A 12,133-nucleotide genomic window follows, 5' to 3' on the forward strand; every position below is an offset into this window, starting at 1 on the left:
TCCCTGGCCGTCGCTTGAGAGGAGCTGGCTAGCTGATCGCGGGTACGGTCCTCGGCCGCACAATCGTCCAGAGGAACACAATCCCGAGGGCAATACAGCAGGCCATGACCGCCGCCATGGGTGTGGCTGACGCTATCCCGAGAACTCCCACAATCGGTGAGATGATCCCAGCCAACCCGAAGGTGGTCGCGCCGAGAAGGGACGCGGCGGTCCCGGCCTGCGCGCCATGGTTGGCCAGCGCGAGCACCTGGACGCAGGGGAACGTGAAGCCGGCAGCCGAGATGTAGAACCAGAGCGGAACCGCGGTACCCCAGAATCCGAAGCCGAGGTAGTCGAAGAGGATCATCAGGAGCGCCATCGCGAGCATTGCCGCGGTGGAGCAGGCGATGATCCACTGCGGACCCACCCTCCGGACCACCCGGGCGCTGATCTGGACAGCAGCCACAATGCCGAGCGAGTTCACTGCGAAGAGCAGCCCGTACTGCTGGGGATCAAGCCCGTACACGTCCTGGAACAGGAACGGCGATGCCGACAGATAGGAAAACAGGCCCGAAAAGTTCATGCCGCCCACCAGCAGAATGCCGATGAAGACACGGTCGGTCAGCACCGCGCGATACCGCTGAAGAGCCGTGGACGACGACGCTTTCCGCCGGTCCGCAGGCAGGGTTTCAATGATGAACAACGAGACGGCGAGGATCACCAGGAACCCGTACGCGGCGAGGAACCAGAAGATTCCGGGCCACGGCATGATCACGAGTAACTGGGACCCGATGACGGGCGCGAAGATGGGGGCCATCCCGTTCACCAGCGCCATGTAGGAAAGCATGCGAACCAGTGGGTAGCCGCTGAAGAGGTCGCGGATCATCGCCATGGCCACCACGCCGCCTCCGGCTGCGCCCATTCCCTGCAGCACACGAAAGACCATGAGCATGCCGATCTCTGTGGACAGCGCGGCCCCGAGCGAGGCGATGACGTGCAGGCTGGTGGCCATGATCAGCGGCAGGCGCCGGCCCACCTTGTCACTCAGCGGACCCACGATCAGCTGGCCTGCAGCAAAGCCCACAATCGTTCCGGTCAGGGTGAGCTGCACCGCAGCCTCGGTGACGCCGAGATCATCCTGCAGTGCCGGGAATGCGGGCAGGTACAGGTCGATGGTGAACGGACCGAGCGCGGTGAGCGTGCCGAGAATGACAACGTAGATCAGCTTCTGGCGCCTGGTGAGCTCGTCGCCGGGGTGCGTGGTGGTGCTCAACAGATACCTATCTGGCGTGGCGGATGCGGGAGTCGCACTGCTGCGCTGCAGACGAAAGGTGGTGGAGAGCCGGTCGAGGCAGTGAGGTGGTTGCCGGAACGAATCAACATCCATCTTAGGCCCCCCAGTCAGCCTCGCGGAAGACCGCCCGCTATCCGCGCCGACGCCCGGGTGCTCAGTAGGCTTCGGATTGTCGTAGGGTGAAATGCAGCTCAGAGGTCCACAGGGTAGCGCAGAGGTCAGGAGAAACAACGTGAACGCCGGAGATCGGGATACAAGTGCGCCCTCAGGTGCACCGCAGCCGCACATGGGAAAAGTCATCGGAGTCAGTGTCGCGGCCGCTGTCGGTGGACTCCTGTTCGGCTTCGACACTGCCGTCATCAATGGTGCGGTTGACGCTATCCAGGAAGACTTCAGCCTGGGGGAAGCCGTCCTGGGGTTCACTGTCGCGATCACGCTCCTGGGCTGTGCCGCGGGCGCCTGGTTTGCCGGTGAACTCGCGGACCGGCTCGGCCGCAAACGCGTCATGTTGGGCGCAGCTATCCTTTTCCTGATCAACTCGGTCGGATCCGGTTTCGCATTCAGCGAGTGGGACCTGATGCTCTGGCGCCTCATCGGTGGCGTCGCCATCGGAGTCGCATCAGTCATCGCGCCCGGCTATATCGCCGAGATCGCTCCGGCCAAGTGGCGTGGCGGACTCGCATCCATTCAGCAGCTGGCAATCACCGTCGGCATCTTCGCTGCACTGCTGTCCGACGCCTGGCTTGCCGACCTGGCAGGCGGAGCCACCGGAGAACTGTGGTGGGGGCTGCCGGCCTGGCGCTGGATGCTGCTTGTCGGCGTCGTACCGGCAATCATCTACGGAGTGCTGGCGCTGACCATTCCGGAATCGCCCCATTATCTGATTCGCGGTGGCCGCGACGCAGAAGCCGCACACGTGCTGTCCCGCGTGACCGGTATTCGGGACACCACCGCCAAACTGACCGAGATCCGTTCCACCCTCCGGATGGAGGACAAGACGACGCTGCGTGATCTCCGTGGATCGATGCTCGGCCTGCAGCCCATTCTCTGGGTGGGCATGACCGTTGCTGCCCTGCAGCAGCTTGTCGGTATCAACGCCATCTTCTATTACTCCACCACCCTGTGGCAGTCAGTCGGGTTCAGTGAGAGCGAGTCATTTACGACGTCGGTGATCACGTCGATCATCAACGTCGCGATGACCTTCGTGGCCATCTTCTTCGTTGACAGGATCGGCCGCCGCAAGCTGCTGCTGGTAGGTTCCGCAGGAATGTTTGTCGGCCTTCTCGCCGCAACCGTGTCCTTCGCGCAGGCAACGGGGAGCGGAGCGGATGTTTCGCTTCCCGGTGTGTGGGGGCCGGTGGCCCTGGTCGGCGCAAACCTGTTCGTCATCTTCTTCGCGGCGACGTGGGGGCCGGTCATGTGGGTGACACTCGGAGAAATGTTCCCGAACAAGGTGCGCTCCATCGCACTGGGCGTAGCAACGATGGTGAACTGGATTTTCAACTTCATTGTCACGCTCGCATTTCCCTGGGTCAGTGAGAACCTTGGCGTCTGGATCATGTACGCGGTGTTCACCGGCTTCGCCGTTGTTTCCTTCTGGTTCGTGAAGACCCAGCTTCAGGAGTATGCCGGCCGGGAACTCGAGGACCGGGACGAATTGCCGGCCCGCTGAGCCGGTGATCGGCCCGGGCGCGGGCGGGAAGTATGCGTCAGTGGTAATTTTGGGAACAGATGCAGGATGAACGGATGGGAGCAGGGCATATGGACAGCTCGACCAGCACGCGGGTGAACCGGGCCGGCGGCAAGCCGTCGGTGATCGGCTTGATCAGATTGCTGCTGCGGCTGACCCCGCGCCAGTTGGGCGACGAAGTCTCGCTTGCCCGCGAACAGCTCAAACAGAAGGGCATCACGGCCGGCATTGCTGCGGCGTTCTTCGTCGTGGCGCTGGTGTTTGTGGCATTCCTTGCCGTAGCCCTCATTGTCGCGGCGATCATGGGGCTGGCTACGGTCATGCCCCCCTGGCTGGCTGCTCTGTGCTTCGCTGCCCTGTTCCTCATCATTGCCGCCATTGCAGCACTGATGGGCCTGTCCCGCTTCAAGAAGGCGCTGCCGCTCCTGCCGGAAGACGCCATTCGCGGCATCAAGTATGACATCGGTGTGCTCAAGGAAGGGCGCAAGTTCAACCCGGCCACGCTTGACGTCAAGAAGCCGAAGGAAGAAAAGAAGCCCAAGCACAAGGAAACAGGGGAGTCCAAGCCGCCTGCGCCGTCGTACGCTGAGCTCCGCAGCCGCTCCGGCCGCCGCCGCGATCACATTGCAGAAACCAGGGATGATCTCGGGCGCGGACTGGACTTCAAGTCCCAGGTGGACCACACGAAATCACGCGCGCGCACCGCCGCCGCCCAAGCCAAGTCCTCGGCAGTTCATGCCCGGGAAGCGCAGCGGACCCGTAGCGGCTCGACCCGCGTGACCCACACTCCTGGGTCATCTGCCCCTGCACGTCACAACCAGACGCTCGCTGACCGCTGGAAGCCACTAAGCGTTGTCGCCGCTTCTGCCGCTGCAATCGCTGTCATGGTAAGACGGCTCGTCGCCAAGTAGGCACTGCACATCGCGCGGACACTGCGTCAGCCGCTTCGGTGCATCCAGGGCCCTGCCTGCATAATGGGAGCGGAGGGACTGTGATCAGACTTATTGGCGCCGGGGGAAAGCCTGGTCAGGCGACGGCCGAACTGGACACGTTCTGGACCGTACCGAACATCATCACCGTTGTCCGGTTCCTTGGGGTCCCGCTGTTTGTGATGTTCATTGTCCAGCGCGAATATGCCGCGGCCGTCATCACCCTGGTGCTGCTCGGATCAACCGACTGGATCGACGGCTATATCGCCCGCAGGTTCAGCCAGGTGTCCTCGGTGGGCAAGTGGCTTGATCCCGTGGCAGACCGAACGGCGCTGATCGTGGTTGCCGTGACCTTCGTGGTGGACGGCGTTGCGCCCGCCTGGCTCGTGTGGGCCATCGTGATCCCTGATGCAATCCTCATTATCAACGTCCTGATCCTCTTCGGCGGACGGCTGCGTCTGCCCGTGTCCAACATCGGCAAGATCCGGACCGCACTGCTGCTGGTGGGATCCCCCCTCCTGCTCCTGCAGCGTGTGGAAGGGTTCGACCAGCTGTGGCTCGAGATCACCGCCAACGTGCTGCTGATCCTCGGGTGCATCGGTCACGTCATTGCGTTCTACGGTTATTTCACGGCGTCGCACCGGGTGTACCGGCTGGAGCGCACCGCATGACGAAAGCGGGCGCATGGCCTGGGTAGCGGTACTCCTTGCGCTCCTCGGCGCCTGCTTCCTTGCTGTCGGTGCCCAGCGCCAGGGCAGTGCGGTGCGCTCCAACACCGGCGGGCTGTCCCTCAACTCCACGGGGTTCGTCCGGTTGCTGCGCAATCCGCGCTGGATCCTCGGCCTGATCCTGCTCGGTGCCGGGATGGTGTGCAACGTCATCGCCCTCAGCCTGGCCAGCCTCACCGTTGTGCAGCCGATCGGCGCCATCGCGCTGGTCATCACCACCGTCGTGAACTCCAGGGACCAGGGCGTGCGCATCAACCGGCCCACCGTCGTCGCAATCTCCGCGTGCGTCGCAGGCAGTGCGCTGTTCGTGCTGCTGGCACTCAATGTGACACGCAAAGACCATGTTGTCCTGCCGGACCAGGAACTGACCGCCGTGTTGCTGCTGTGCATCGCCGTCGCACTGTTCGGCACGCTTGCCGTCGTCTTCAAGCGCAGGCTCAGCGCTTTCGCCTACATTCTCGGCGCCGGCGTCCTCTTCGGCTTCGTTGCCGTGCTGACCAAGATCATTGCTACGCACCTGTTGGACCCAAACGGCCGGGTCTTCCTCAACGTCCCCATCTACAGCGTCGTTGCGATCATCGCAGCCGCCGGCCTCGGCTCATGGTTCGTCCAGAGCGCCTATGCCACCGGCCCGCCGGATCTGGTGATTGCCGGACTCACGGTCATTGATCCCATCGTGGGAATTGCCGTCGGCATAGTGGTGCTGGGTGAACTCCAGCCAAACGTTGAATCGGTGATCGCAATTGCCATGGGAGCGGCCGCCATCGTTGCTATTGTTGGAGTGATAGCACTGTCGCGCCACCATCCGGATGTGGTCAAGCGCCAGAAAGAAGCACGACGGCGGTAACGCCCGTAACTTCTCCCACCGTTGCCAACCCGAGGACTACTTCGTGACCGATACGGCAGCAGATGCGCCGCTGACCATCCTGATCGCTGCAGACACCTACCCGCCGCATGTCAACGGCGCCTCCATGTTCGGCTACCGCCTGGCCAAGGGGATGACGGCCCGCGGCCATGACGTTCACGTTCTTGCCCCGAACACGATCAACGGCCGGAGCTTCACCGAGCCGGGCGGAGACTGGACGGTGCACCGACTCCGTTCGCACTCTGTCCCCACCCACGAATACTGGCGGATCTGCCTACCCTGGGAAATCAAGCGCGAGATCAGCATGCTCTTCGACCGGGTGCAGCCCGATGTGGTGCACATCCAGTGCCACTACATGGTGGGTGAGTACGCGCTGTATGAAGCCGTGAAGCGCGGGATCCGTGTGGTCGCCACCAATCACTTCATGCCGGAGAACCTGAACCCCTTCCTGCCCTTCCCTCAGTGGTTCAAGAACATTGTCGCGAAGAATTCCTGGCGCGACATGGGCAAGGTCATGGGGAAAGCAGACGTTGTGACCACGCCTACGCCTCTTGCCGCAAAGGCCATGCACGAACACGCGTTTCTGCGCAAGGTGCTGCCGCTGTCGAACGGCATCGACGCGGCAGCGTACGAGGCCAGGCCCGGCGAGCAGCTCGAGCATCCCGGTCACCCGACCGCCCTGTTCGTGGGGCGCCTCGCTGAGGAAAAGCACGTCGACGTGCTCATCGACGCGGTCGCGAAGACTCCCAGCGAGCTGAACCTGCACCTGGAGATTGTCGGCGGGGGAGAAGTGAAACCGGCTCTGCAGGCGCAGGTCAAGCGGCTGGGGCTTGAAGACCGGGTCACATTTCACGGCCTCATCTCTGATGAGGAACTCCGTCAGGCGTACCTGCGTGCCACCGTGTTCTGCCAACCGGGGACAGCGGAACTGCAGTCCCTGGTCACACTCGAGGCGATGTCCGCTTCCACCCCGGTTCTGCTGGCAAACGCCATGGCATTGCCGCACCTGGTCGAAGACGGGGCAAACGGCTATTTGTTCACTCCCCATGACAGTGCCGAGCTGGGCCGCCGCCTTACCGAAATCATCTCCATGCCGGAGGCTGAACGCGAGCGGATGGGGAAGATGAGCCGTTCCATGGTTGAAAAGCACAGCATCGATGCCACACTGTCCACGTTCGAGGACCTCTACTTCGGCAGGTTCCACGACACCGAAACGGTCTAGCCGTCTGATTCACGGCCACCATCGTGGCTACAATGGACTGCGCCGGCGCGTCGTCGGCGTTGCGGGGCTGTAGCTCAGCTGGTTAGAGCAGCGGACTCATAATCCGTTTGTCCTGGGTTCAAGCCCCAGCAGCCCTACTCGTGCAGGAAACCCCGGTCCGGATGGGCCGGGGTTTTTTGCATCGTGCGCACGGGTGGCACTGGAAGTTACCCGCGGGTAACATAGGCCGAGGTGATCCGCACCGCGAGGGTACGGACAGCGCCGGTGCAGTTGAGCGCCGGTGCGACTGATGGTGAGGAACGTTTCATGGGTGCACCCGCAATCGACGCTGACAACCTGCCGTACGCGGACGGCGACTTCTACTTCTTCGAGCAGATGCTCGACCCGAAGGAGCGTACCCGGCTCCTTGAGGTGAGGGAATGGCTGGCCCAGGAAGTCCGCCCGCACGCAGCGTCCTGGTGGAACGTTGGCGCTTTTCCCACTGAGCTGATCCCGCGGATCGCCGAGCTGGACATTGTGTCTCCAGTCAAACGGCTGGGCTATTCAAACCTGTTCGCGGGCCTGCTGCACGCCGAATTCACCCGTGCCGACACCTCTATTGCAACGTTCATGGGTGTTCACGACGGCCTGTTCACCGGCTCCATCGAGACGCTCGCCTCCCCGGAGCAGCAAGCCGAATGGCTTCCGGACATCTACGCCATGAAAAAGATCGGCGCTTTCGGCCTGACGGAACCGCTCGGCGGTTCCGACGTCGCGGGCGGTACGCGGACAACCGCGGAGCGCAGCGGAGACGGGTGGGTCCTCAACGGTGCAAAGCGCTGGATCGGGAACGCTACCTTCTCCGACTGGGTTGTCATCTTCGCCCGTGATGTTGCGGACAACCAGGTCAAGGGGTTCATGGTTGACACCTCGCTACCTGGCTACAAGGCCACCAAGATCGAGAACAAAACCGCTCTGCGCACCGTTGAAAATGCCGACATTGTGCTCGACGGCCTTCAGATCAGCGACGACTACCGGCTCACCGGCGCCAACAGCTTCAAGGACACCAACAAGGTCCTGCGCATCACGCGGCTTTCGGTGGCGTGGCAGGCTGTAGGGCAACAATTGGCAGCCTTCGATGTTGCCCGGCGGTATGCCGTGGAGCGCCAGCAGTTTGGCCGCCCGCTCGCGTCCTTCCAGCTCATCCAGCAGCAGCTGGTCGAGATGCTCGGCAACACGGTGAGCTCCCTGGGCATGATGGTGCGTCTGGCGCAGTTGGCCGACGATGGCGGCGCGCGGGATGAGCAGTCCGCCCTCGCCAAAGCGTTCACCACTGCCCGGATGCGGGAAACAGTTGCCCTGGGCCGCAGCATCCTCGGCGGCAACGGCATAGTCACCGATTACGAGATGGCCAAGATCTTCGCCGATGCCGAAGCCGTCTATTCCTACGAGGGAACCTACGAAATCAACTCGCTTGTGACGGGTCGGGCCATCACGGGAATTGCTGCCTTCGTCTAAGTCGCTGCACCGGCTCAGGGATCGGCCAGCGGCAGCAGGACTGACGGCCGCCGGTCCGAGACGAAGGGTAGTGGGTTGACGTATTCCCCGTGTTCCCGCACGCCCCAGTGCACGCACAGGGATGGGCAGTGGGGTTCCGTGCTGATACGCCCCACCTCCTGCCCTGCGACGACCGTATCTCCTTCCGCTACCGAGGCTGTCACAGGTTCGAAGCTGGATAACAGTCCGCCGCCATGGTCGAGAGTCAGTACCGGCCGGTCCACCACCGTGCCGACGAACACCACCACGCCCTCAGCCGGGCTGAGGATAACGCCGTCCGACGCACCGAGGTCAACACCGCGGTGCCCAGCCATCCAGGGTTCCGGCGGCCGGTCAAAGTGCCGCAGTACGGGCGGGGTTCCGTCGAGCGGCCAACTCCAGGGAGCTTCCGGATTCGAGGAAGCAGGCGACGGCCCGGGGGAGGGCAGCAGTCCGATGCAGACGGCGGCGCCCGCCAGGAAGCGGAATATATTCGCGAAAGTAGCCACCCACCCACTGTGAACGAGCCTGGCTGCGCGGGATCGGCGTCGTGCGCTCTATGTGGACAGCTTCAGCGGAAGCGGCGCGCTGTGCAGGTCGAGTGTTGTGCAGGTGGAGTGTTGTGGAGGTGGAGTGTCGCCTGCCTTTGCCAGTCCGGGGGACGTGGCGGCTGTAGTACACTTGACGAAGCAGTTCTCCGTATCCCGTCGTGCCATAAAAGGCTCTTTCGGTCCGTTGGGTGTCGGGAACTGACTACGCGTGTCCCCGATTCGCAGGCATCTCGCCATCGATTTTCATGAGTGAGCTTACGCCTGGGAACACTGCTCCAGCGGTCCGGAGAAATCCGGTTGGAGGAGTGAGCGCACAGCTGACGGGAACCAGGACCCCCGCGTTCACCCGCGGGACATCAACCGTCAAACCGGCAGAACACAGCAGTGCCTGTGCTGCCCAACGAAAGGAACGGCATGCCAGTCGTTACCATGCGCCAGCTGCTTGACAGCGGCGTCCACTTCGGCCACCAGACCCGTCGCTGGAACCCGAAGATGAAGCGCTTCATTTTCACGGAGCGCAACGGAATCTACATCATTGACCTCCAGCAGTCGCTGTCCTACATCGACCGCGCCTACGAGTTCATCAAGGCCACTGTTGCCCACGGCGGCACCGTCCTGTTCGTCGGCACCAAGAAGCAGGCACAGGAAGCAATTGCCGAGCAGGCAACCCGTGTTGGCCAGCCGTACGTCAACCAGCGTTGGCTGGGAGGCATGCTCACCAACTTCCAGACGGTTTCCAAGCGCATCCAGCGCATGAAGGAACTTGAGGAGATCAACTTCGAGGATGTCGCCGGTTCCGGGCACACCAAGAAGGAACTGCTGTTGCTGCAGCGCGAGCTGACCAAGCTCGAGACCAACCTGGGTGGCATCCGCAACCTCACGAAGGCTCCGTCCATCGTCTGGGTTGTCGACACGAAGAAGGAACACCTCGCAATCGACGAGGCGAAGAAGCTCAACATCCCGGTTGTCGCCATCCTCGACACCAACTGTGATCCTGACGAAGTTGATTTCCCGATCCCGGGTAATGATGACGCCATTCGCGCAGTCAACCTGTTGACCCGCGTTGTCGCTGACGCCGTTGCTGAGGGTCTCATCGCCCGCAATAACCGGTCCTCCGGCAATGATGCTGCCGCAGCAGAAGAGCCGCTCGCCGAGTGGGAGCGTGAGCTGCTTGAGGGTAGCGCCGCACCTGCCGAGAGTGCACCCGCTGCTGATGCTCCCGCTGCAGACGCGCCTGCTGAGGAAGCTCCGGCAACTGAGGCTCCCGCCGCTGAAGTAGCTCCCGCCGCTGAAGAAGCACCGGCTGCCGCTGCTGAGGAAGCCCCCGCAACTGACGCTCCTGCTGAGGAAGCTGCAAACAGCGAGAGCAAGTAGTTTCATCGACAGGGTGCGGGACGTCAAAGCCCGCACCCTTTCGCTTGTGCCGGAGAAAGATCCGGAGAACTTTTACTCAATACTTGACGAGAAACCCACATCTGAGGAGTTCAAATGGCAAACTACACTGCCGCTGACATCAAGGCTCTCCGCGAGCGGACCGGCGCCGGAATGATGGACGTGAAGAAGGCGCTCGACGAGGCCAACGGCGATGCCGATAAGGCCATGGAGCTCATCCGCATCAAGGGCCTGAAGGGCGCCACCAAGCGCGAAGGCCGCTCAACCGCTGAAGGTCTCGTGGCCGCCAAGGTCGACGGTAACGTCGGTGTCATGGTCGAGGTCAACTGCGAAACCGACTTCGTGGCCAAGGCCGGGCCGTTCATCGAGTTCGCCAACAAGGTGCTCGCTGCGACCATCGAGTCCGGCGCCTCTGACGTTGAGTCGCTGCTCGCTTACACCCTTGACGGCAAGCCGGTTTCCGAACATGTCATCGAGGCCGGTGCGCTGCTCGGCGAGAAGGTCGACATCCGTCGCGTGGCACGCGTCGAGGGCGCCATTGTCGATGCCTACCTGCACAAGACGTCAAAGGACCTCCCCGCACAGGTGGGCGTGCTGTTCGCCGTTGAAGGTAGCGGAGATGCCGCGGCTGAGGCTGCCCATGATGTGGCAGTTCACATTGCCGCCTACTCGCCCACGTACCTCACCCGTGAGGACGTACCGGCAGAGCTGGTCGAGACCGAGCGCCGTATTGCCGATGAGACCGCACGCGCCGAAGGCAAGCCCGAGGCCGCCCTCACCAAGATCGTCGAAGGCCGCCTGACCGGGTTCTTCAAGGAGGGCGTGCTGGTTGACCAGGCGTTCGCCAAGGACGCCAAGAAGTCGGTTGCCCAGGTACTGAAGGAAGCTTCTGTCGAGCCCAAGGAATTTGCTCGCTTCCGGGTGGGTGCCTGATCAGGTACTGACCCTTCCGGGCCGGTTTTTGTTTGAGATGATGGAGGGGCGGTCGCCACGGTGGCCGCCCCTCCGCCATGTCCGGCGAGTGGACCTGCCGGAAACCTGTAAGACTTACCAAGCCGGACATCAGTTCCACTGCTGACGCGCTGACACCCACACGGAACTCAGATTCTGACACGCACGTACGACTGCCCGGGAGGCATCATGGACACATACGACAAGGCCGGTCACAGCGAATCCCCGAGGCGGCGCGTGCTGTTGAAGCTCTCGGGAGAGGTTTTCGGCGGGGGCAAGCTCGGTGTCGATCCTGACATGGTGCGCGGCATAGCCAAGCAGATTGCCGCGACGATCGGCGAAGTGGAGGTTGCCATCGTGGTGGGCGGAGGCAACTTCTTCCGCGGTGCCGAGCTCTCGCAGAGCGGGATGGACCGCTCGCGTGCGGATTACATGGGCATGCTCGGCACGGTCATGAACTGCCTGGCGCTGCAGGATTTCCTGGAACAGGCCGGCGTTGAAACCCGTGTGCAGAGCGCAATCACCATGGGCCAGGTCGCCGAGGCCTACATCCCCCGCAGGGCAATCCGCCACCTGGAAAAGAGCAGGGTCGTCATCTTCGGTGCAGGTGCAGGCCTGCCCTACTTCTCCACCGACACAGTCGCCGCCCAGCGGGCGCTGGAAGTCCGTGCCGACGTCGTTCTGATGGCCAAGAGCGGTGTCGACGGCGTCTACACCGCGGACCCCCGCAAGGACCCGAGCGCGCAGAAACTCGATTCGCTGTCCTATGACGACGCGCTGCGCCAGGACATCCGGGTCATGGACCAGACGGCCATGACCATGTGCAAGGACAACAATCTTTCCATGGTGGTCTTCGGCATGGAGGGCGAGGGCAACGTCACCAGCGCGATCATGGGTGAACGGATAGGCACGGTCGTCACGGCCTGAGCGCCGCGCAGCGGTCGGTGAAGTCCCGGCAGGAGCCCGGCTGTGAACTAGGATTATCAACTGAATCGGACGCTCAGAAGCAGCGGATTT

11 protein-coding genes and 1 tRNA gene are annotated in these 12,133 nt (G+C 62.8%); 10 read left to right on the forward strand and 2 right to left on the reverse strand.

Translation table 11 applies throughout. From position 1 onward, the window contains the following. Positions 1-28 precede the first annotated feature (28 nt). Positions 29-1,252: a multidrug effflux MFS transporter gene (locus ACZ2GY_RS05435; protein ID WP_471673227.1), complete on the reverse strand. Its 1,224-nt coding sequence runs from the start codon at positions 1,250-1,252 to the stop codon at positions 29-31. 307 nt (positions 1,253-1,559) lie between these two features. Between ACZ2GY_RS05435 and ACZ2GY_RS05440 the strand changes: the two genes are divergently transcribed. From ACZ2GY_RS05440 to ACZ2GY_RS05470, 7 genes are all read left to right on the forward strand, one after another. Beyond that, on the forward strand, positions 1,560-2,945 hold the full coding sequence (locus ACZ2GY_RS05440) for a sugar porter family MFS transporter (RefSeq protein ID WP_471673228.1): 1,386 nt from the start codon (positions 1,560-1,562) through the stop codon (positions 2,943-2,945). Between the two features lie 89 nt (positions 2,946-3,034). Further along, complete coding sequence (locus tag ACZ2GY_RS05445; protein ID WP_471673229.1) at positions 3,035-3,874, forward strand: phage holin family protein; 840 nt, start codon at positions 3,035-3,037, stop codon at positions 3,872-3,874. Between the two features lie 80 nt (positions 3,875-3,954). After that, positions 3,955-4,563: a CDP-alcohol phosphatidyltransferase family protein gene (locus ACZ2GY_RS05450; protein ID WP_318533044.1), complete on the forward strand. Its 609-nt coding sequence runs from the start codon at positions 3,955-3,957 to the stop codon at positions 4,561-4,563. 13 nt (positions 4,564-4,576) lie between these two features. Continuing rightward, complete coding sequence (locus ACZ2GY_RS05455; RefSeq protein WP_471673230.1) at positions 4,577-5,467, forward strand: DMT family transporter; 891 nt, start codon at positions 4,577-4,579, stop codon at positions 5,465-5,467. Between the two features lie 43 nt (positions 5,468-5,510). Then, entirely contained in the window at positions 5,511-6,707 is a 1,197-nt protein-coding gene (locus ACZ2GY_RS05460; RefSeq protein ID WP_277359643.1) for a glycosyltransferase, read from the forward strand. A 63-nt stretch (positions 6,708-6,770) separates the two neighbouring features. After that, a tRNA-Ile gene (locus ACZ2GY_RS05465) sits at positions 6,771-6,844 on the forward strand. A 169-nt stretch (positions 6,845-7,013) separates the two neighbouring features. Next, entirely contained in the window at positions 7,014-8,204 is a 1,191-nt protein-coding gene (locus ACZ2GY_RS05470) for an acyl-CoA dehydrogenase family protein (protein ID WP_277359642.1), read from the forward strand. A gap of 14 nt (positions 8,205-8,218) precedes the next feature. Here the strand turns inward: ACZ2GY_RS05470 and ACZ2GY_RS05475 are convergent, their stop codons facing one another. Continuing rightward, the gene (locus ACZ2GY_RS05475; protein ID WP_471673231.1) at positions 8,219-8,731 is read right to left on the reverse strand and encodes a M23 family metallopeptidase; all 513 of its coding nucleotides are present in this window, start codon (positions 8,729-8,731) and stop codon (positions 8,219-8,221) included. 456 nt (positions 8,732-9,187) lie between these two features. Between ACZ2GY_RS05475 and rpsB the strand changes: the two genes are divergently transcribed. From rpsB to pyrH, 3 genes are all read left to right on the forward strand, one after another. Beyond that, the gene (gene rpsB / locus ACZ2GY_RS05480) at positions 9,188-10,147 is read left to right on the forward strand and encodes a 30S ribosomal protein S2 (RefSeq protein WP_277359640.1); all 960 of its coding nucleotides are present in this window, start codon (positions 9,188-9,190) and stop codon (positions 10,145-10,147) included. Between the two features lie 114 nt (positions 10,148-10,261). Further along, positions 10,262-11,098 carry a translation elongation factor Ts gene (gene tsf / locus ACZ2GY_RS05485; RefSeq protein WP_471673232.1) on the forward strand — a complete coding sequence of 279 codons (837 nt, stop codon included), beginning with the start codon at positions 10,262-10,264 and terminating at the stop codon, positions 11,096-11,098. Positions 11,099-11,305: 207 nt separating this feature from the next. Continuing rightward, a complete protein-coding gene (gene pyrH, locus ACZ2GY_RS05490; protein ID WP_277359638.1) occupies positions 11,306-12,043 on the forward strand; it encodes a UMP kinase in 738 nt (245 codons plus the stop codon). The last annotated feature ends 90 nt before the right edge of the window (positions 12,044-12,133 follow it).

This window comes from Arthrobacter sp. KKT183 (assembly GCF_055657625.1).

Bases quoted from the DNA above. Each gene is read 5' to 3' on its own strand.
- ACZ2GY_RS05440 (WP_471673228.1), top strand. From the start codon at position 1,560: ATGGGAAAAGTCATCGGAGTCAGTGTCGCGGCCGCTGTCGGTGGACTC.
- ACZ2GY_RS05445 (WP_471673229.1), top strand. From the start codon at position 3,035: ATGGACAGCTCGACCAGCACGCGGGTGAACCGGGCCGGCGGCAAGCCG.
- ACZ2GY_RS05455 (WP_471673230.1), top strand. From the start codon at position 4,577: ATGGCCTGGGTAGCGGTACTCCTTGCGCTCCTCGGCGCCTGCTTCCTT.
- ACZ2GY_RS05470 (WP_277359642.1), top strand. From the start codon at position 7,014: ATGGGTGCACCCGCAATCGACGCTGACAACCTGCCGTACGCGGACGGC.
- rpsB (WP_277359640.1), top strand. From the start codon at position 9,188: ATGCCAGTCGTTACCATGCGCCAGCTGCTTGACAGCGGCGTCCACTTC.
- tsf (WP_471673232.1), top strand. From the start codon at position 10,262: ATGGCAAACTACACTGCCGCTGACATCAAGGCTCTCCGCGAGCGGACC.
- pyrH (WP_277359638.1), top strand. From the start codon at position 11,306: ATGGACACATACGACAAGGCCGGTCACAGCGAATCCCCGAGGCGGCGC.